Below are 17719 nucleotides of genomic sequence, written 5' to 3'. Positions count from 1 at the left end.
AATTCCTACAGCGGTCTACACCAATTCCTCTCGATCCTGTCGGGTTTTCCCTACACCTCTGGTGAACTGTCGGCAGGGCCTTGCCTTGAAAGGCTGACACGCTTTCCTCTACCGTAACCGTCTGTCTCTACTGTTACGGAAAAGCCATGTCGTTGGCCTGCTCACGCTCCTTGTTCTTCATGGCTTTCACTGCGGGGGCCTTTGCTCTGGGAGCTTCCTATTATCTTGAATATGCAGTCGGCCTGACGCCGTGCAGCCTGTGTCTGGTGCAGCGCCTGTTCCTTACGCTGCTGTGCGTAGTCAGTGGTCTGGCGGCGGTGCACGGTCCCAAACGTGTCGGTTTGTGGTTCTACTGGCTGTTGACCCTGGGCGCCAGCCTGGGTGGGACCACGGCGGCCTGGCGGCAGGTACTGATACAGAGCGATCCGATGCTGCACCTGCTCAATTGCTCGCCTGCTCCCGAGGCCTTGTTCAGTGGTCTGCCATGGATCTGTGCCCTGCAAACAATGTTTAGCGGCGGTACCGATTGTGCGGAAATATCCTGGACGCTGTTCGACCTGAGTGTCCCGGAGTGGAGCCTGCTGTTCTTTGTCGCGGTATCGATTCTGGCGGTGTATCAATTGTTGCGGCTGGTATGGAGTGCTCTGCAACGCCCGCTCAGCGGCCAAGCGTCGCACCCGGTGCTGTTGCGGGATTAAACACTTGTATGAACTTTATCTCCTGCGTACCTTGAAGCCATAGGCGTGCGGGCATAATCTGGCCCGCACGTGTCATTGGATTTATGTTGCTCGATGACGCTCTGCCCGGCCGACCCCCAAGCCAGAATCAAAAGAGGGGCGCGGGTGTAGAGCAGCATGACCCACAAGGGAAGAGAGATCGCCATGCTCGAAAGTTGTCAGAATGCTCAGGAACGTTGGGGTGGGGTTCATCTGCTGATCGACCGCTGGTTGCAAGAGCGTGAAGAGCTGATCGGTGCCTACGACAAGCTCGGCGCAGAGCCTGATTCGCTGTCCGAGAGCCGCAAGCCCTTGCAGGAGTTCTGCGGCGTGTTGGTCGATTACGTGTCGGCCGGGCACTTCGAAATCTACGAACAGCTGACTGGCGAAGCCAAGGCGTTCAACGACAAGCGCGGCCTCGAACTCGCCGAGACGATCTATCCGCGCATCGATGTCATCACCGAGAAGCTTCTAGCCTTCAACGACCTGTGCGATGAAGGCAAATGCGTTGCAGAGAAGTTCAAAGAGCTAGGTGGCCTGCTCCACGAACGCTTCGAACTTGAAGACTGCCTGATTGAAGTGCTGCACACAGCACACAAGGAAGAAGATCCGGTTCAGGCCTGATCCCGAACCCTGATCAAAAAAAACGGTGCGCCCGAAAGCGCACCGTTTTTTATTGCCCGATCAACTCGTCGCTCCACGCAATTCCACTTCAAACACCAGCGGTGTGAACGGCGCAATCAGGTCACCGGCACCGTCAGCGCCATAGGCCTGATCCGATGGAATCACCAGGCGCCATTTCGCGCCTACCGGCATGTTCTGCAACGCGGTGCGCCAGCCGGCAATCACGCTGTCGAGGTTGAACCATTGTGGCTGAGTGTTCTGATCGAACACGGTGCCATCCGGCAGCCGTCCGACATACAGCACCTGCACTTTTCCATCGGGGCCAGCCTTGCCGCCAGTGCCCGGTGTCAGCTCGGTGAGCAGGATGCCGTCAGCCAGTTCCTTAACACCCGGTTTGGCTTTTTCAGCGATGAGAAAGCGTTGCTCGTTTTCCATCGCCGCATCACTTGAAGGCTGTGCAGAGTGCTCGGCGTTTTGCGCTTCATGATCAGCCAGAATCTGCTCGATGCGTGCTTCGCTCAGCGCCAGCGGCTTGCCTTGGTAGGCTTGCTGCAAGCCATCGACCAGCGCCTGAATCTGCAGTTGCGGGACTTCCTGACGCAGTCGTTCACCGAGGCTGGCACCGAGGCTGTAGGCCAGATCGTGAGCATCGTTCGCGGTGTTTTTTTCGTCAGCGTGAACGGCCGAAAAAACCATGCAGAGGGATAAAAAAAAGTAGCGCGACATGGGCACACTCCGTCCTGAGATGCGGTGGATTATGCCAGCGCGAACGTCTGCAACGGTGAACTGCTTTTGACTTCGCGCAGAACATTTTCGATTCGGTGCAACGCAACGCAATCGATACTGTCAAGATGCCCTAGCGGCGGTAACTGCAGAGGTCTAGTATGAGCCGCACTCACGTCAGCCAGGAGGTAAACCATGTCGGCCACCAAGAAGCCTGTAAATACTCCGTTGCACTTACTCCAACAACTCTCGGGCAGCCTGCTCGAGCATCTGGAAAACGCTTGCTCCCAAGCCTTGGCTGATGCTGAAAAACTGCTCGCCAAACTGGAAAAGCAACGCGGCAAGGCGCAAGAAAAACTGCACAAATCCCGCACCAAATTGCAGGACGCAGCCACTGCCGGTAAAACCAAGGCACAGAACAAAGCCAAGGCCGCAGTGAAAGAACTGGAAGACCTGCTCGATGCCTTGAAGGATCGTCAGTCCGACACTCGCAGCTACATTCTGCAACTCAAGCGCGATGCACAGGAAAGCCTGAAACTGGCCCAGGGTGTGGGTCGCGTTCAAGAAGCCGTGGGCAAAGTACTGTCCACCCGCGCCGCCAAACCGGCAGCGGCACCGGCGAAGAAAGCGGCTGCCAAACCGGCTGCAGCCAAGCCTGCAGCGAAAACCGCAGCGGTTAAACCTGCGGCAAAAACGGCGGCCAAACCTGCTGCCAAGGCACCGGTGAAAGCGGCGACCAAGCCAGCTGCCAAAACCGCGGCAAAACCTGCGGCGAAAAAACCGGCTGCGGCGAGCGCTGCCAAACCGGCGGCTAAAACCACTGCTGCAAAACCAGCTGTTGCCAAGCCAGCCGCTAGAACGGCCGCCGCCAAACCGGCTGCAAAACCAGCCGCGAGCAAAGCTGCTCCGGCGAAAGCTGCAGCTGCCAAACCGGCCGCTAAACCTGCGGCGAAAGCTGTGGCGAAACCAGCCGCAAAACCTGCTGCCAAAACCGCCGCTGCCAAGCCAGCCGCTAAACCGGCTGCTGCTAAACCCGCTGTAAAAACCGCCGCAAAACCTGCCGCAAAACCTGCCGCAAAACCTGCCGCCAAGCCGGCTGCAAAACCAGCGACCACTGCTGCCAAGCCTGCTGCTGCAAAACCGGCCGCCAAACCAACTGCCAAACCAGCCGTGAAAAAGCCTGCCGCTGCCAAACCAGCTGCCGCCAAACCGGCTACCACTCCAGCTGCCAAGCCTGCCGTGCCAGCCACTCCGGCCACGCCAGCCGCCGCTGCTCCAGCCGCCGCCACCTCGACTCCTTCGACTGCGCCATCGCCAGCCGCTGCGTCGAGCGTCAGCAACAACCCGACCAGCGCTTCCTAAGTGCCGGTTGCCGCGACGCGCAGCACTTGCAGCGCGTCGCGGTTCGGGCTGGCCGCCATGCCGGCCAATCCTTCAAGCCAGGTCTTCGAGCCTGCATCGTTTAGCGCCCATTCCTGCGCCACCCCTTCAAGCCGTGACAGCAACGCTCGCTCAGCCTCAAGCTCCAGTGATTTGATCTGCTCGCGCATGCCTTTCAGCACCGCATCATCAACGGCCCGTACTTTCCATAGCATCCGCAGGGAGCGCAGCGGCTGTACCACCTCGGTATCCCAAGGCTCGGTCAGCGTCTGAAGCTGGCTTACACGTTGTTCATCACAGATCACCCCGCGTTGTTCGAGCCATAAACCGCACAGCAGCAGGCACACATTGGCGCCCGCCGTTTGCAGTCGCAGGCAGGCATCTTCCACGCCCGGGCGGGCGTAGGTGGCAAGGGAAAAGCTCCACAGGTCAGAGGACATCGTGCTACTCGCGCCAGTTGTGAGCGAAGCTGGTAGACTCCGCCGCCATTATGATCCGACTTCAGAACCTAACTTTACAGCGTGGCCCGCAACGTCTGCTAGAAGACGCCGAGCTGACCCTGCACGCCGGCCACAAAGCCGGCCTCATCGGTGCCAACGGCGCCGGCAAATCGAGCCTGTTCGCCTTGATTCGGGGCGAACTGCACCCCGACTCGGGTGATTGCTTCCTGCCGGCTGACTGGCGCATCGCCCACATGCGCCAGGAGATCGAGACCCTTGAGCGTCTTGCCGTCGACTATGTGCTCGATGGCGATTTACGTCTACGCGAGGTGCAACGTGACCTCGCCGCCGCCGAAGCGGCGCACGACGGTGCCGCTCAGGCCCGCCTGCACTCGGAACTCGACAGCGCCGACGGCTACACCGCCGACGCGCGGGCGCGCAAATTGCTCGCCGGTCTCGGCTTCACCAACGAGCAGATGGATCGCCAGGTAGGAGATTTCTCCGGTGGCTGGCGGATGCGTCTGAATCTGGCGCAGGCATTGATGTGCCCGTCCGACCTGTTGTTGCTCGACGAACCGACCAACCACTTGGACCTCGACGCGATCATCTGGCTCGAAGAGTGGCTGAAAAGCTACCCGGGCACCTTGCTGCTGATCTCCCACGACCGTGATTTCCTCGATGAAGTCGTCGATCACGTGGCCCACGTCGATCAGCGCAAAATCACCCTGTATCGCGGCGGCTATACCGCGTTCGAACGCGCCCGTGCCGAGCGTCTGGCCCAGCAGCAACAGGCCTACGAGAAGCAGCAGGCGCAACGTGCGCACATGGAAAGCTACATCGCCCGCTTCAAGGCGCAAGCGACCAAGGCGCGTCAGGCGCAGAGCCGGATCAAAGCCCTGGAGCGGATGGAAGAGCTATCGGCGGCCCACGTCGATTCGCCATTCGACTTCGTCTTCCGCGAGTCGACCAAGATCTCCAGCCCGCTGATCGACCTGTCGGATGCGCGTCTGGGCTATGGCGACAAAACCATCCTGGAGAAGGTCAAGCTGCAACTGACCCCGGGCGCGCGGATCGGCCTGCTCGGCCCGAACGGCGCAGGTAAGTCGACGCTGATCAAAAACCTCGCCGGCGAGCTGTCACCGATCGCCGGGCGCCTGACCCGTGGCGAAAACACCGTGGTTGGCTACTTCGCCCAGCATCAGCTCGATTCGCTGGATTCCAAGGCCAGCCCGTTGTTGCACTTGCAGCGTCTGGCGCCGACCGAGCGCGAGCAGACTCTGCGTGACTTCCTCGGCGGTTTCGACTTCCGTGGCGCGCGCATTGATGAGCCGGTACTGAATTTCTCCGGTGGTGAAAAAGCGCGTCTGGCCCTGGCGTTGATCGCCTGGGAACGCCCGAACCTGTTGCTGCTCGACGAACCGACCAACCACCTCGACCTGGAAATGCGCCTGGCGCTGACCATGGCGCTGCAGGAATTCAGCGGCGCGGTGCTGGTGGTGTCTCACGATCGTCACTTGCTCAAGAGCACCACCGACAACTTCTACCTGGTCGCTGATGGCAAGGTCGAAGAGTTCGATGGCGACCTCGAAGACTACGCGCGCTGGCTGGTGGAATACCGCCAGCGCAACGCGCCGGTCAGCACCACCCCGGTGAATCCGGACAAGGCCGACAAAAAGGCCCAGCGTCAGGCTGCTGCTGCGTTGCGTCAGCAACTGGCCCCGCACAAGCGTGAAGCCGACAAGCTTGAAGCCGAGCTGGGCAAGCTTCACGAGAAACTGGCCAAGGTCGACGCCAGCCTTGGCGACAGCGACATTTACGAGCCGGCGCGTAAGAACGAACTGCGTGATCTGCTCGCTGAGCAGGCCAAATTGAAGGTTCGCGAAGGCGAGCTGGAAGAAGCGTGGATGGAAGCCCTAGAGGTGCTGGAAAGCATGCAGGCGGAGCTGGAGGCGCTGTCCTGATGGAAGCGTTCAAGCTGCCGCTGCCGGCGGAGTGGGTCGAGCCGATCTGGTTCGCGGTGCAGATTCTGCTGATCCTGCTGGCCGGTTATCTCACCCAGCGCTTCGTCGCCAAAGCCCTGACCCGCCTGGGTGAGCGCTATCCATTCCCGCCGCAGTTGCTGATGCCACTGCGCGGCGTGTTGCGCTGGCTGATCATGGGCAGTGCGCTGATCTTTGTTCTGGAACGCCTCGGTGTCTCGGCCACGGTGCTGTGGACGGCGCTGTCAGGGTTCGTCGCCGTGGCGGCGGTGGCGTTCTTCGCGATGTGGAGTGTGCTGTCGAATCTGCTCTGCGCGATTCTGATCTTCACGGTTGGGCCGTTCCGGCTGGGCGATATCGTTGAGCTGGTGGACACCACGGACAAGCCTGGCGTCAAAGGCCGCGTGGTGGCGATCAATCTGCTTTACACCACGTTGATCGAGGCGGAAGAGTTGGGGACTGGCAGCGCGATGGTGCAGGTGCCGAACAGCTTGTTTTTCCAGCGCTCGGTGCGACGTTGGCGCAGGACTGATGTGTTTCCTTCCAGCGGGTTTGAGAAGTAAGTCTTACAACAAGATCAAAAGATCGTCCGATCGCGGCCCGAGCCTTCGGCAGCTCCTACAGGGATCGCATTCCAAAGTAGGAGCTGCCGGAGGCTGCGATCTTTTGCTTTTAGGCCCAATCCGCATTAGCTTGAGCGTCTGTCACGATTCAGATGCGAGGTGTGCGATGGAGCTTCAAACATGGCTGGCATTTTTTGCCGCCTGCTGGGTGATCAGTCTGTCCCCGGGTGCTGGCGCCATTGCGTCGATGTCCAGCGGCCTGCAATACGGTTTCTGGCGCGGTTACTGGAACGCCCTCGGCCTGCAGATTGGCCTGGCGGTGCAAATCGCGATCGTCGGCGCCGGTGTTGGCGCGATCCTGACCGCCTCGGCCACCGCCTTCCACGCTATCAAGTGGTTCGGTGTGGCTTATCTTGTTTATCTGGCCATCAAGCAATGGCGCGCGCTGCCCATGGACATGAGCGACGACGCGGCGGTACGACCGATCGGCAAGCCGCTGGCGCTGGTGTTCCGCGGCTTTCTGGTGAACATCAGCAACCCCAAGGCTTTGGTGTTCATGCTCGCGGTGCTGCCGCAGTTCATCAACCCGCATGCGCCGTTGCTGATTCAGTATGTAGTAATCGGTGTAACGATGATCTTCGTCGACCTGATTGTCATGGCGGGCTACACCGGTCTGGCGTCGAAGGTGCTGCGTTTGCTACGCACCCCGCAGCAGCAGAAGCGTATGAACCGCACGTTTGCCGGACTGTTCATCGGTGCGGCGGCGTTTATGGCGACGTTGCGTAAAGCGGCGGCGTAAACCTCGCGAGCACAAAAAAGGCGACCTTTGCGGGTCGCCTTTTTTGTGGCTGGGACGCAGAGCGTCCCGGGATGCATTCCCACGTCGAGCACGGGGACGATCAGGCGCCAGTCATCAGCGCAAAATCACCGGCGCAGTATCACGCGGCAGATTGTTGCGCTGTGGTGCTTCGCGCGGCTGCTCGTAACCGCCGCCACCGAGCTGCATGCTCAGTTGCCCGGCCACGTCCTCACCCAGCGCCTTCGACACGTCACGCACCACCCGTGGGCGGTTCAGCGAGATCTTGATGTCGCGGTGGTTCACCAGTTTGGTGTCCTGCGCTTCGCCCATCGCCGTGAAGGCCGAGGTGATTTCGAAGGTCTTGGTGTTGATCAGGCTGAAATCCGCCACCAGCGTCAGGCCCAGTACCGCCGAATAGCTGTCGGTGTGCGCCAGTTCGTTGATGTCCTGAGTGAAGTCGATGTCCGACACCGTACCAAACAGCACATAGTCGGCGCCCTTGAAGTTGCCGGCCTTGATGCGCTTGATCACGTCGTAGACGTCACCCTTGGACGACGCGGTGTACGGCGTGCCTTGCACTAGCTGGAACATGCCGGTGCGCAAAATTTCACCCTTGATGTCGCCGGTGAATTTGCGCAACTCGCCTTGCTCGATGTAGCTGGTGCTCGCTTCGATCTCGTTATAGCTCGAAGAGCCGCTGGAGCTGTAGTAACCCTCGCGATGATTGCTCTGGGCCGAAACGATGTGGATGTATTGCTCCACACGCTCCTGATAGGCCAGATCCGTCACCGCGACTTTCGGGGCCGCCTGCACGCTGAACGCGCAAGCCAGGGCCATCATGCCAATCCATGCGCGCATCAATTAACGCTCCGTGGTTTTGCGGATCTCTTTTTCGTCCATCCACTCGGCCAGACCGCTTTCAACGTCGATCAGTTGCAGGCTGAATTTGTAGAAGACGTCCTTGTAATCGCTGCTGCGCTTGACGATCGAGCTGATCGAGCCTTCGATGCGGTACTTGGCGGCAACCATGTTGCCAGTCTTGGCCACGGTGCTCTTCTTGTACAGGCCGCTCTGGTTTTGCAGCTTGAGCTGGTCAACCTGGCTCTGCATGGCGTTGTTGTCGCTGGCGAAGCGGGCCACGCCGGTTTTCATCAGCTGCGTCTTGATGCTGGTGGTGATTTCGCGGGTGTCGATGTATTCGCTGGTCTTGTTCTTCACGTCGTAGACCTGAACCACCGGACGGCCCTGCAGAATGCCGGACTGGGCCAGCGAGCGGGTCATCGACTCGGCGATCATTTGCAGGTCGGTCGAACCGAATTCGTTGGTCACGGTTTCAACCGCTTTGGTGTCGCCGTAGCTGATGTTCTTGCTGCCCAGGGTCGGCGAGGTGTTGGCGCAACCGGAGGCCAGTAGGGCGATAACAGCGATGCAGGAAAAGCGTGCAAACATGGGAATGCTCTCTAAAACAGGAATAGGGTGACAGGCTTACGGCGTCTTGATTTCCAGACGGAAGTCCACGGCTTTCGGGGTCGGGGCGATGCCTTGGATGAAGCTGGTCTGGGCGCCGTACATCATTTGGCTTTTCCACACTTCTTCTTCGGCAATCGGGAAGCCTTCCGCGCCGAGCCAGGCGAAGCGGTAGTAGAAAATCTTGTTGCTGTTGAGGGTGTTGCTCAACTGCACGTTGACCGTCATGAAGCCGTTTTCGCGGGCCACGCGCATGGCGCCGACGACAATGTGTTTCTGTGGACCCATGGCCACGACTTTGCTCGCGGCGCTGCCCGGCTCTGGCGGTGGCGGGGTGGCGCAGCCGCTCGCCAGCAAGGCGAGGGCGGCGACGGCGATGAGTTTGAAGCGCATGCAAAGACTCCGTTCTTAAGGTTGTTTGAGGCTGGCGACGTTGGTCGCGCTGGCGCTCGGGATGACGTGGGCGGCGAGGCCACCGGCGAACACCTGGTTGCCCACGGCGCGCAGAGTGATCACTTGATAACGCTGATCGACGGTGACCTTGACCACCGAACCGCCCACGGCGCTTGGCAGGGTAACCTGATGCTCACCCTTTTTCAGACGCAGACGCACCACTTGGGTGTTGTCCGGCAGGGTGCGCCACGTACGGGTATCGGCACCTTCGAGCACAGCTGAAGAGATACCGACGGCGAGACCTGCCAGCGGGTTGGTTTCGTTGATCTGCTTCTGCGCAACACCCTTGGTGATTGCCCGCACGGTGGTGCGCAGGATGATCCCCGGCATGTCGTCACGCAGGGCGCGGCGGGACATCGCGGTGGTGCTGTTGAGGGCGGTCAGATCGACCTGCTGGCCATCGACACCGATCTGCGCGAACGGCGCGGTGGAGGTGTCTGGCTTGATGATCGGGAACGACAGCGGCGTAATCACCACATTGTTTGAGATCGGCAATGGCAGCGGCACGCGGATCGAGTCGCGGGCTGGCGCCAGACCACTCTGGACGACGATGAGAATGTCGCTGTCGTCGGATTTGCCCGGCTTGTCGAGGTTGACCAGCGCCTGTTCCAGCAGCGGCGTGTTCGGACGCAATTCGGCAGCCTTGCGGTAGCCCGGTGCAGCCAGGCCTTTTTCGCCCAAGGCTTCATAGACGAACCCGGACAGGTAATGGCTGAAAGCACTCTGGTAGCTGTTCTTCAGGCCGACCACCTCCGGTGCGTCGAGGCTGGCGACCGGATAACCCTGCAAGTCTTTGTACTGCGTCTTGATGCCTTCTTTCTCGGCCTCTTCTTCGCTCTTGAGGTATTCCTTGTCACGCAGCTCGGCGATCACCGCTTCGCGCTCGTGAGTCTTCTTGATCGCGGTACGCGCGCCGTCGAAGTCATTAACCGCCAGCAGGTTCAGGGCCATCTGTGTGGTCAGCATGACTTTTTCGTAGTCGTAGCCTTCGTAGCGACGCACCTTGTCGTTGACCAGGAAACTGCCGAACTGGGCCAGATATTTGTCGGTGTCGAGCTTGACCGAATCTTCCCACTTGCCCACCACCTGATCAGCGCTGGTCCAGGCGTTCTGGCTGCCGGACAGGTCGCCCTTGGCGCGCAGCAATTCACCTTTCTCGAAGTAATAGAGCAGGTCTTTGTCCGGGCCGGTGTTGTTCTTTTCCAGCAGAGTCAGCGCGGCGTCAACATTGCCGGTGGCCAGTTGCTGATTGGTCTGGGCGAGTTCGGAGTCGTAGTTGCGAAACGCCGAACAGCCGGACAGCAGAGTGACGGCGCTGAGCGCAATCAGAGTGGGAGCGCGGAATGCCATGGGGGTACTTCTTCCCTGGAGTAATACAGCCGCGAATGCTGGTCGGGCTGGTGTGACCCATCGACAGTGGCGCTGGCCTCCTGCCAATTCCTCATAACCTGAGGAGCTTTAATGCCGTTTCGCGATAGCGAGGGCGCGGCATTATAGGCGGGCGGTGGTGGCTATGTAATATCTTTTTAATTGCACTTGTTAGTTTGGTGCCATTACTTATTTCAGGTCGGATACCGCACTGCCGGTCGGCGCTCCGCTGGGCTGGAATGCGCTGCCATTGGCAAACACTCGCTCACCCAAAGCCCGCAGGCCGATGACCTGGCGGCTCTGGTCGATGCGGATTTTCATGGGCGTAGCGCCGGGAGCGTTGGGCAGGCTGATCAGGTGCTCACCTTTTTTCAGGCGCAGGCGCACGACTTGGGTGAGGTTGGGCAAGGTGCGCCAAGTGCGCGTGTCGGCATGCTCGAAAGCATCCCAGTGGGTGACGTAGGAGGCTTTGCTCGGATCGCGTCGATTGTCCCTGGCCTGAACATCGGCTGCCAGAAATGCCCGATAGGTTGTGCGCTGAATAATGCCCGGCATGTCGTCACGCAGGGTGCGCAAGGACATGTCGGCAATGCTGTTGACCGCAATCAGCTTTTTTTGACGACCATCGATGCTCAGTTGGTTGAATGAAGGCGTCGAGGTGTCGGGCACCATTATGGGGAACGAGATATTGGCGACGATGACCTGACCGTCCGCGAGCTTCACCGGGTAGGGCACACGCACGGAGCTGCGGGCCGGCGCCAGGCCGCTTTGTACGATGATCAGCACATCGCTTTCATCTGCCTTCAGACCAGGGCTGTCGAGGTCGCGCAGTGCCTGTTGGAAAAACGCCATGTCCGGACGCAGTTCAATTGCCTGACGATAGCCGGGCGCTGCCAGATCTTTCTCGCCCAGTGCTTCGTAGGTGAAGCCGGCGAGATAGTGACTGAATGCACTTTGGTAGCCGTTTTTCAGCGCAATCACCGCAGGCGATTCGAGCATCACCACGGGGTAACCTTGCAGGTCCTTGTAATGCACGCGCGCGCCCTGGGCCTTGGCCGCTGCTTCGACACGCTCGTATTCCAGCTCCCGCTGTCGGGCTATAAGCGCTTCGCGCTCGTGGGTTTTCTTGATGTCGGCACGGGCGCCGTCAAAATCATTCATGGCCAGTTGGTTGAGGGCCATTTGCGTGGTCAGCATGACTTTTTCGTAGTCGTAGCCATCGTAACGGCGCAGCTTGTCATTGATGATGCTGCCCCAGTGATCGCCCATGGCAGCGAGCAACTTGTCGCCGGTGGTCTGGATCGTGTCCTGGCGCTCGATGATCATCTGCTCGGCGCTGCGCCAGGTTGTCTGGCTCTGCGCAAACTCGCCGCCCGCACTCAGTACGGCGCCCTTTTCGAAATAGTAGAGCAGGTCTTTTTCCGCAGCCGGATTGTTCGCTTCGATCACGGCCAGGGCGCTGTTGATGTTGCCGGCCTTTAACGGGTCGGTGGTCTGTTGCAGTTCCAGATCGTAGTTGCGATATGCACCGCAGCCGCTCAGTTGCACAACGGCGGCGATCAACAGGGGCAAGTGCAAGCGGTGGCGCATGAAAGCGGTTCATCCTTGAGCGGGAAATGCGACAGGTCGCGCAGTATAGGGTGCAATAGTGGCTAAGTGATGTGGCGTTTTTGCAGGCCGATGGCTCGCGTCTTGTGTGGCGTTACGTCGACAAAGCTTGAGGGAAACGCGTTCGAAGTGAACAATATGTAACTTCGCATTTCCATTTGAGACTCATTCATGACTGCCTCGTCCCGTTTTCTGGCTTGGCTGGTGTTCCCGTTGTTTGCCCTGAGCAGCTTTAATCTGCTGGCCGATACCGTGGAAGGCGCGCCGCAAGCGCTGCACCTGCTCGATTACATCAGCGCCGACTACCCGCCGACGGTAGCGGCGGGCAAGGTTGTCGATGATTCCGAATACCGCGAGCAACTGGAGTTCACGCGGGCGCTGCAAGGCTTGATCGCCGGCATGCCGGCCAAGCCTGAAAAGGTTGCGCTGGAGCAGGGTGTCAGCGCTTTGCACGCGGCAATCACTGCCAGGCAGGATGGCGCCGAAGTGGCCCGGCAGGCACGGCAACTGGGCGCGCAACTGGCGGTGGCGTATGAGGTCAGCCAAGCGCCGATCATCACCCCCGATCCCACCCGGGGTGCGCCGCTCTATGCGCAGAATTGCTCGGTGTGCCACGGCGACAGTGGCGCCGGTGACGGCCCGGCGGGCCTCGGCATGACCCCGGCACCGGCCAATCTGCGTGATGCGGCGCGGCTGGATCACCTGAGTCTGTACGCGATCTACAACACCCTCGGCCAAGGCGTCGAAGGCACCGACATGCCGGCGTTTGCCGATCAGCTCGATGATCGGCAGCGTTGGGATCTGGCGACCTACATCGCCGGGTTCAGCGCTGATCCGGCGGCGGCCAAAGCCGAGAAAACCTACAACATCGCCGATCTGGCGCGCCAGACACCGGCCGAAGTGCAGGCCGCCGATGGTCCGCAAGCTGCAGCGACGTTCCGTGCACAACGCGCGCAGCCGCCGCAGGTCAAGCGTGGCCCGGCGCAGTTGCTCGACTACACCGCCGCAACGCTGGACAAGAGCCTTGCCGCCTATCGCGCCGGTGAACACGATCAGGCTTACGACCTGTCGGTGGCGGCGTATCTGGAAGGCTTTGAGCTGGTCGAAAGCTCGCTGGATAACGTTGACGCCAATGTGCGCAAGGACACCGAAAAATCACTGATGGCGTATCGGCAATCGTTGCAGGACGGTTTGTCGGTCGAGCAGGCCGAGCAGCGCCTGGACGCGGCCAAGGCGAAGTTGAAAGAGTCCGCCGGGTTGCTCGGCAGTGATGGCTTGAGCTGGTCGCTGAGCTACATCTCCGGTTTGCTGATTCTGCTGCGTGAAGGTCTGGAAGCGATTCTGGTGCTGGCAGCTATCCTCGCTTTCCTGCGCAATACCGGCCAGCAATCGGCGGTGCGCAGCGTCAACGTCGGTTGGGGCTTGGCGTTGCTGGCCGGCCTCGGCACCTGGGCGCTGGCGGCGTATGTGATCGACGTCAGCGGTTCGCAGCGTGAACTGCTCGAAGGTGCGACGGCGCTGTTCGCCAGTGTCATGGTCTTGTGGCTGGGCGTGTGGATGCACGACCGTCGCCATGCCGCAGCTTGGCAGGATTACATCAAGAGCAGCCTGGTTGGCGGCGGCGGGCGTTTCGGCTTCGCGATTCTGGCGTTCTTCTCGGTGTACCGCGAGCTGTTCGAAGTGATCCTGTTCTACGAAACCCTGTGGCTGCAAGCCGGCCCGGCCGGGCATGACGCGGTGCTCGCGGGTGGCGCCACGGCGCTGGTGCTGCTGGTCGGTCTGGCGTGGGTGATTCTGCGCGGTTCGGCGAAGCTGCCTCTGACGCTGTTCTTCAGCATCAACGCGGCGCTGCTCTGCGCATTGTCGGTGGTGTTTGCCGGGCATGGCGTGAAGGCGTTGCAGGAAGCCGGGATCTTCGGCACGCGGCCGGTGGCGTTCTTCGAGTTTGATTGGCTGGGGATTCATGCCGATGCCTATTCGCTGACGGCGCAGGCGGTGGCGATTCTGGCGATTGCTGTGTTGTATGGGCGTAGTTGGGTGGCGGAAAAGCGGCGGGTAGTCGCCTGAAAAGCATTCGCTGCGCTGACATTCGCGAGCAGGCTCGCTCTCACAGGGTTTACGCGTAACCTGTGGGAGTGACGGTGCGACGATTCGACTTGCTCGCGAATTGTTTTTGGAGGTTGGAAAAATGCGTGTATGGATCGATGCCGACGCCTGCCCAAGGGCGGCGAAGGATCTGGTGGTGAAATTCGCCCTCAAGCGCCAGTTCGAAGTAGTGCTGGTGGCCGGGCAGCCGCAGATCAAGCCGGGACTGGCCATCGTCAAACTGATCGTGGTGCCGAGCGGTCCGGATGCGGCAGACGATTATCTGGTCGAACACGCAGTGCCCGGTGAGCTGGTGATTTGCAGCGATATCCCGCTGGCCGATCGTTTGGTGAAGAAGGGCGTCGCGGCGCTGGATCCGCGCGGCAAGGAGTTTGACGCGCAGAACATGGGCGAGCGCCTGGCCGTGCGCAACCTGTTCACCGATCTGCGCGAGCAAGGCCAGATGAGCGGCGGGCCCGCACCGTTTGGCGATCGTGAGAAGCAGGCGTTTGCCAATGCGCTGGATCGCATTCTCACGCGCCTGACCCGCAAACCTTAAGCCTTGCACAAATCCCCTTGTAGGAGTGAGCCTGCTCGCGATAGCGGCCGGTCATTCAACAGATATGTTGCCTGATACACCGACATCGCGAGCAGGCTCACTCCTACAGTAGACCGTATCAGGCGTCGTTTTCGTGGGTCAGTTCGAGCACGCGGTCGACCAGTTTGTTGATCCCCGAAGCCGCCTCACTGATGTTCTGTGCCAGCATGTAAGCCGGGGTCGTCACCAGTTTGCGCGCCTTGTCTTCGATGATTTCCGTCACCGCACAGTCTTCGTGGGTGGCGCCCATCTTGTTCAGCGCCCTGGCGGTGTCGGCGTCGTTGCCGATGGTGCAGGTTACGCCCGGGCCGTAGATCTTCGCCGCCAGTGCCGGCGAGATGCACATCAGACCGACCGGTTTGCCCGCTTCGGCAAATGCCTCGGCCAGCGCCAGTACTTCCGGCTGCACGCTGCAGCCAGCGCCTTCAACAGCAAAGTTCGACAGGTTTTTCGCCGCCCCGAAACCTCCCGGCACGATCAGCGCATCGAAGTCATCGACGTCGGCTTCGCGGATGTCCTTGATGTTGCCGCGGGCAATGCGCGCCGATTCCACCAGAACGTTGCGCGACTCGGGCATTTCTTCGCCGGTCAGGTGATTGATCACGTGCAATTGCGCGATGTTCGGGGCGAAGCACTGCACCTGCGCACCGCGTTGGTCGAGACGCAGCAGGGTGATGACGCTTTCATGGATCTCGGCGCCGTCGTACACGCCACTGCCGGACAGGATCACTGCAACTTTTTTGCTCATGGGTTTCTCTCCAGATTCATGGCGCTAAATGTCCACTAAATTGTCGCGCGTTGCCATAGGCCCAAGTGGCGGCTGCACCTGCATGGAGCGCTTTCTACATGGATCGCAACGACGGCGGGGTGTTCATTATTTGGGGTTGCCTGCGGCGTAACGAGCGGGAGATTTTTGGCGTGACAACGCCGCTGGCGAACTTGAATGCCCCAGAGTAGCGAGGATAAAAGTGATCCGTCTGACTGAAAGGGTCGGCCAGCCCGCTCAGTGCCGGCGGGCTGTAGCAAGTCGCCAGCGAGTTATTCGGCTGGCGTCTTCGGTGCGGCAGGCTTGGGTTCTTCGGCTTGATTCAGCAGTGCAGCTTTCGCGGCTTGCTCGTCGGCGTAAACCTGTTTGGCCAGCCGCGCATTCTTGAAGCGGCGGCGCAGCCACAGGCCAACGCCAAGAATCAGCAGCGCCCCGAGTACCCACAACTCGTACTTCTTGATGCTGCCGAGCATGCCTTCCAGTACCGCACCGAAGTGGTAAGCGGCGGCAGCCAGTGCGGTCGCCCAGATCGCCGCACCGATGCCGTTGAGCAGCAGATAACGTCCCGGCGGATACCCCGACAGACCGATCGCCACCGGCATCACTGTGCGCAGACCGTAAACGAAACGGAAACTCAGTACCCAGATGTCAGGATGCTTACGAATGTGCTCCAGCGCGCGGTCGCCCATCAGCTGCCAGCGCGGTTTGCGCGCGAGTAATTTGCGCCCGTGCTTGCGGCCGAGGAAGTACCACAGCTGATCGCCGGCATAGCTGCCGAAGAACGCCACGACCACCACCAGGTTGATGTCCATGTATCCACGAAACGCGAGGAAGCCCGCGAGCACCAGAATGGTTTCGCCTTCGAAGAACGTGCCGAGGAACAAGGCAAAGTAGCCAAAGTCATGCAGAAATTGTTGGAGCATTGTCTGGGTGCTGGCGAAATGAACGCGCAGCCTAACCCTTCGGACACATTCATGAAAGTGTCCAAATGTGTCTCGACGTGAACAATTCCTACACTGACAATGGAATGCGGCTACATGTCACGGGGCACACATAACTGTCATCTGTTCGTCATAATGGCCGTCTATAACTGTCACGCTCGCCCGTTTGCGCGGGCTCAGGAGTCCGCCGTGAGCTTTACCCCTGCCAATCGTCTGTTCCCTGCCACTCGCCTGCGTCGCAACCGTCGTGATGATTTTTCGCGTCGGCTGGTGCGGGAAAATGTGCTGACAGTCGATGACCTGATCCTGCCGGTGTTCGTGCTCGACGGTGAAAACCGCCGCGAAGCCGTGGCCTCGATGCCTGGGGTAGAGCGGCTGACTATCGATCTTCTGCTCGAAGAAGCGGCCAAGTGGGTCGAGTTGGGGATTCCGGCGCTGGCGCTGTTCCCGGTCACCCCTCCTGAACTTAAATCCCTCGACGCCGCAGAAGCCTGGAACCCTCAAGGCATCGCCCAGCGCGCCACCCGCGCTCTGCGTGAGCGTTTCCCTGAGCTGGGAGTGATCACCGACGTCGCGCTCGATCCATTCACCACCCACGGCCAGGACGGCATTCTCGACGAAGAAGGCTACGTACAGAACGACATCACCGTCGATGCACTGGTCCGTCAGGCGTTGTCCCATGCTGAAGCTGGCGCGCAGGTGGTGGCGCCGTCGGACATGATGGACGGTCGCATTCAGGCAATCCGCGAAGCGCTGGAAATCGCCGGCCACGTCAACGTGCGGATCATGGCTTATTCGGCCAAGTACGCCAGCGCCTATTACGGCCCGTTCCGCGATGCTGTCGGTTCGGCGTCGAACCTCGGCAAGGCCAACAAGGCCTCTTATCAGATGGACCCGGCCAACAGCGACGAAGCGCTGCACGAAGTCGGCGCCGACTTGTCTGAAGGCGCGGACATGGTCATGGTCAAGCCCGGCATGCCGTATCTGGACATTCTTTTCCGGGTAAAAGATGCCTTCAAAGTGCCGACCTTCGTCTATCAGGTTAGCGGCGAATACGCCATGCACATGGCGGCGATCCAGAATGGCTGGTTGAGCGAGGCGGTGATTCTCGAATCACTGACCGCCTTTAAACGTGCCGGCGCTGATGGCATCCTGACTTACTTTGCTGTCCGCGCCGCTCAATTGTTACGAGAGCAGAAATAGCCCTCC

At 60.3% G+C, this 17719-nt stretch carries 18 protein-coding genes; 9 read left to right on the top strand and 9 right to left on the bottom strand.

The window, feature by feature from the left end; translation table 11 throughout:
• Positions 1 to 146 precede the first annotated feature (146 nt).
• Positions 147 to 698, top strand: coding sequence for a disulfide bond formation protein B (locus tag LOY43_RS27540; protein WP_095125006.1), 552 nt, complete (start codon positions 147 to 149; stop codon positions 696 to 698).
• 183 nt (positions 699 to 881) lie between these two features.
• Positions 882 to 1340 carry a sigma D regulator gene (gene rsd / locus LOY43_RS27535; protein WP_095049361.1) on the top strand — a complete coding sequence of 153 codons (459 nt, stop codon included), beginning with the start codon at positions 882 to 884 and terminating at the stop codon, positions 1338 to 1340.
• A 60-nt stretch (positions 1341 to 1400) separates the two neighbouring features.
• Here the strand turns inward: rsd and LOY43_RS27530 are convergent, their stop codons facing one another.
• Complete coding sequence (locus LOY43_RS27530) at positions 1401 to 2066, bottom strand: FKBP-type peptidyl-prolyl cis-trans isomerase (protein ID WP_095049362.1); 666 nt, start codon at positions 2064 to 2066, stop codon at positions 1401 to 1403.
• Between the two features lie 192 nt (positions 2067 to 2258).
• On the opposite strand from LOY43_RS27530, the gene LOY43_RS27525 reads away from it, so the two are divergent.
• On the top strand, positions 2259 to 3425 hold the full coding sequence (locus tag LOY43_RS27525) for an AlgP family protein (RefSeq protein ID WP_258708969.1): 1167 nt from the start codon (positions 2259 to 2261) through the stop codon (positions 3423 to 3425).
• On the opposite strand, the gene LOY43_RS27520 is transcribed toward LOY43_RS27525, so the two are convergent.
• Positions 3422 to 3883, bottom strand: a complete 462-nt coding sequence (locus tag LOY43_RS27520) for a TIGR02444 family protein (protein ID WP_095125002.1) — start codon at positions 3881 to 3883, stop codon at positions 3422 to 3424. The two genes, LOY43_RS27525 and LOY43_RS27520, sit on opposite strands and share 4 nt — an antisense overlap.
• 50 nt (positions 3884 to 3933) lie before the next feature.
• On the opposite strand from LOY43_RS27520, the gene LOY43_RS27515 reads away from it, so the two are divergent.
• The 3 genes from LOY43_RS27515 (at position 3934) to LOY43_RS27505 (ending at position 7224) form a co-directional block, all read left to right on the top strand.
• On the top strand, positions 3934 to 5844 hold the full coding sequence (locus tag LOY43_RS27515; RefSeq protein WP_258708968.1) for an ATP-binding cassette domain-containing protein: 1911 nt from the start codon (positions 3934 to 3936) through the stop codon (positions 5842 to 5844).
• The gene (locus LOY43_RS27510; protein ID WP_258708967.1) at positions 5844 to 6425 is read left to right on the top strand and encodes a mechanosensitive ion channel family protein; all 582 of its coding nucleotides are present in this window, start codon (positions 5844 to 5846) and stop codon (positions 6423 to 6425) included. Before LOY43_RS27515 ends, LOY43_RS27510 begins: the two co-directional genes overlap by 1 nt.
• A 166-nt stretch (positions 6426 to 6591) precedes the next feature.
• Positions 6592 to 7224, top strand: coding sequence for a LysE family transporter (locus tag LOY43_RS27505; protein WP_095049367.1), 633 nt, complete (start codon positions 6592 to 6594; stop codon positions 7222 to 7224).
• Between the two features lie 114 nt (positions 7225 to 7338).
• Here the strand turns inward: LOY43_RS27505 and LOY43_RS27500 are convergent, their stop codons facing one another.
• The 5 genes from LOY43_RS27500 to LOY43_RS27480 all read right to left on the bottom strand — a co-directional run bounded on the left by LOY43_RS27500 (position 7339) and on the right by LOY43_RS27480 (position 12102).
• Positions 7339 to 8082, bottom strand: coding sequence for a penicillin-binding protein activator LpoB (locus LOY43_RS27500; protein ID WP_095125000.1), 744 nt, complete (start codon positions 8080 to 8082; stop codon positions 7339 to 7341).
• Positions 8083 to 8085: 3 nt separating this feature from the next.
• Entirely contained in the window at positions 8086 to 8673 is a 588-nt protein-coding gene (lpoB, locus tag LOY43_RS27495; RefSeq protein WP_016772610.1) for a penicillin-binding protein activator LpoB, read from the bottom strand.
• A gap of 36 nt (positions 8674 to 8709) precedes the next feature.
• Positions 8710 to 9084 carry a YcfL family protein gene (locus LOY43_RS27490; RefSeq protein ID WP_007911131.1) on the bottom strand — a complete coding sequence of 125 codons (375 nt, stop codon included), beginning with the start codon at positions 9082 to 9084 and terminating at the stop codon, positions 8710 to 8712.
• 15 nt (positions 9085 to 9099) lie between these two features.
• On the bottom strand, positions 9100 to 10494 hold the full coding sequence (locus tag LOY43_RS27485; RefSeq protein WP_095049369.1) for a COG3014 family protein: 1395 nt from the start codon (positions 10492 to 10494) through the stop codon (positions 9100 to 9102).
• A gap of 207 nt (positions 10495 to 10701) precedes the next feature.
• Positions 10702 to 12102: a COG3014 family protein gene (locus LOY43_RS27480; RefSeq protein ID WP_258708966.1), complete on the bottom strand. Its 1401-nt coding sequence runs from the start codon at positions 12100 to 12102 to the stop codon at positions 10702 to 10704.
• A 189-nt stretch (positions 12103 to 12291) separates the two neighbouring features.
• On the opposite strand from LOY43_RS27480, the gene LOY43_RS27475 reads away from it, so the two are divergent.
• Positions 12292 to 14187, top strand: coding sequence for an FTR1 family protein (locus LOY43_RS27475; RefSeq protein ID WP_258708965.1), 1896 nt, complete (start codon positions 12292 to 12294; stop codon positions 14185 to 14187).
• 121 nt (positions 14188 to 14308) lie between these two features.
• Positions 14309 to 14764 carry a YaiI/YqxD family protein gene (locus LOY43_RS27470; RefSeq protein WP_007911138.1) on the top strand — a complete coding sequence of 152 codons (456 nt, stop codon included), beginning with the start codon at positions 14309 to 14311 and terminating at the stop codon, positions 14762 to 14764.
• Between the two features lie 118 nt (positions 14765 to 14882).
• Here the strand turns inward: LOY43_RS27470 and elbB are convergent, their stop codons facing one another.
• A complete protein-coding gene (gene elbB / locus LOY43_RS27465) occupies positions 14883 to 15551 on the bottom strand; it encodes an isoprenoid biosynthesis glyoxalase ElbB (RefSeq protein ID WP_258708964.1) in 669 nt (222 codons plus the stop codon).
• A gap of 290 nt (positions 15552 to 15841) precedes the next feature.
• On the bottom strand, positions 15842 to 16492 hold the full coding sequence (locus LOY43_RS27460; RefSeq protein ID WP_095049373.1) for a DedA family protein: 651 nt from the start codon (positions 16490 to 16492) through the stop codon (positions 15842 to 15844).
• A gap of 207 nt (positions 16493 to 16699) precedes the next feature.
• On the opposite strand from LOY43_RS27460, the gene hemB reads away from it, so the two are divergent.
• On the top strand, positions 16700 to 17713 hold the full coding sequence (hemB, locus tag LOY43_RS27455) for a porphobilinogen synthase (RefSeq protein ID WP_186620114.1): 1014 nt from the start codon (positions 16700 to 16702) through the stop codon (positions 17711 to 17713).
• The last annotated feature ends 6 nt before the right edge of the window (positions 17714 to 17719 follow it).

Origin of the sequence: Pseudomonas sp. B21-041 (assembly GCF_024748675.1) — a bacterium.
Taxonomy (GTDB): domain Bacteria; phylum Pseudomonadota; class Gammaproteobacteria; order Pseudomonadales; family Pseudomonadaceae; genus Aquipseudomonas; species Aquipseudomonas neuropathica.
The sequence above is the reverse complement of the archived record's forward strand: the minus strand, read 5'-3'. Positions and strand labels throughout refer to the sequence as shown.

Coding starts and splice junctions, on each gene's coding strand:
- LOY43_RS27540 (WP_095125006.1), top strand. CDS start 147: ATGTCGTTGGCCTGCTCACGCTCCTTGTTCTTCATGGCTTTCACTGCG.
- rsd (WP_095049361.1), top strand. CDS start 882: ATGCTCGAAAGTTGTCAGAATGCTCAGGAACGTTGGGGTGGGGTTCAT.
- LOY43_RS27530 (WP_095049362.1), bottom strand. CDS start 2,066: ATGTCGCGCTACTTTTTTTTATCCCTCTGCATGGTTTTTTCGGCCGTT.
- LOY43_RS27525 (WP_258708969.1), top strand. CDS start 2,259: ATGTCGGCCACCAAGAAGCCTGTAAATACTCCGTTGCACTTACTCCAA.
- LOY43_RS27520 (WP_095125002.1), bottom strand. CDS start 3,883: ATGTCCTCTGACCTGTGGAGCTTTTCCCTTGCCACCTACGCCCGCCCG.
- LOY43_RS27515 (WP_258708968.1), top strand. CDS start 3,934: ATGATCCGACTTCAGAACCTAACTTTACAGCGTGGCCCGCAACGTCTG.
- LOY43_RS27510 (WP_258708967.1), top strand. CDS start 5,844: ATGGAAGCGTTCAAGCTGCCGCTGCCGGCGGAGTGGGTCGAGCCGATC.
- LOY43_RS27505 (WP_095049367.1), top strand. CDS start 6,592: ATGGAGCTTCAAACATGGCTGGCATTTTTTGCCGCCTGCTGGGTGATC.
- LOY43_RS27500 (WP_095125000.1), bottom strand. CDS start 8,082: ATGCGCGCATGGATTGGCATGATGGCCCTGGCTTGCGCGTTCAGCGTG.
- lpoB (WP_016772610.1), bottom strand. CDS start 8,673: ATGTTTGCACGCTTTTCCTGCATCGCTGTTATCGCCCTACTGGCCTCC.
- LOY43_RS27490 (WP_007911131.1), bottom strand. CDS start 9,084: ATGCGCTTCAAACTCATCGCCGTCGCCGCCCTCGCCTTGCTGGCGAGC.
- LOY43_RS27485 (WP_095049369.1), bottom strand. CDS start 10,494: ATGGCATTCCGCGCTCCCACTCTGATTGCGCTCAGCGCCGTCACTCTG.
- LOY43_RS27480 (WP_258708966.1), bottom strand. CDS start 12,102: ATGCGCCACCGCTTGCACTTGCCCCTGTTGATCGCCGCCGTTGTGCAA.
- LOY43_RS27475 (WP_258708965.1), top strand. CDS start 12,292: ATGACTGCCTCGTCCCGTTTTCTGGCTTGGCTGGTGTTCCCGTTGTTT.
- LOY43_RS27470 (WP_007911138.1), top strand. CDS start 14,309: ATGCGTGTATGGATCGATGCCGACGCCTGCCCAAGGGCGGCGAAGGAT.
- elbB (WP_258708964.1), bottom strand. CDS start 15,551: ATGAGCAAAAAAGTTGCAGTGATCCTGTCCGGCAGTGGCGTGTACGAC.
- LOY43_RS27460 (WP_095049373.1), bottom strand. CDS start 16,492: ATGCTCCAACAATTTCTGCATGACTTTGGCTACTTTGCCTTGTTCCTC.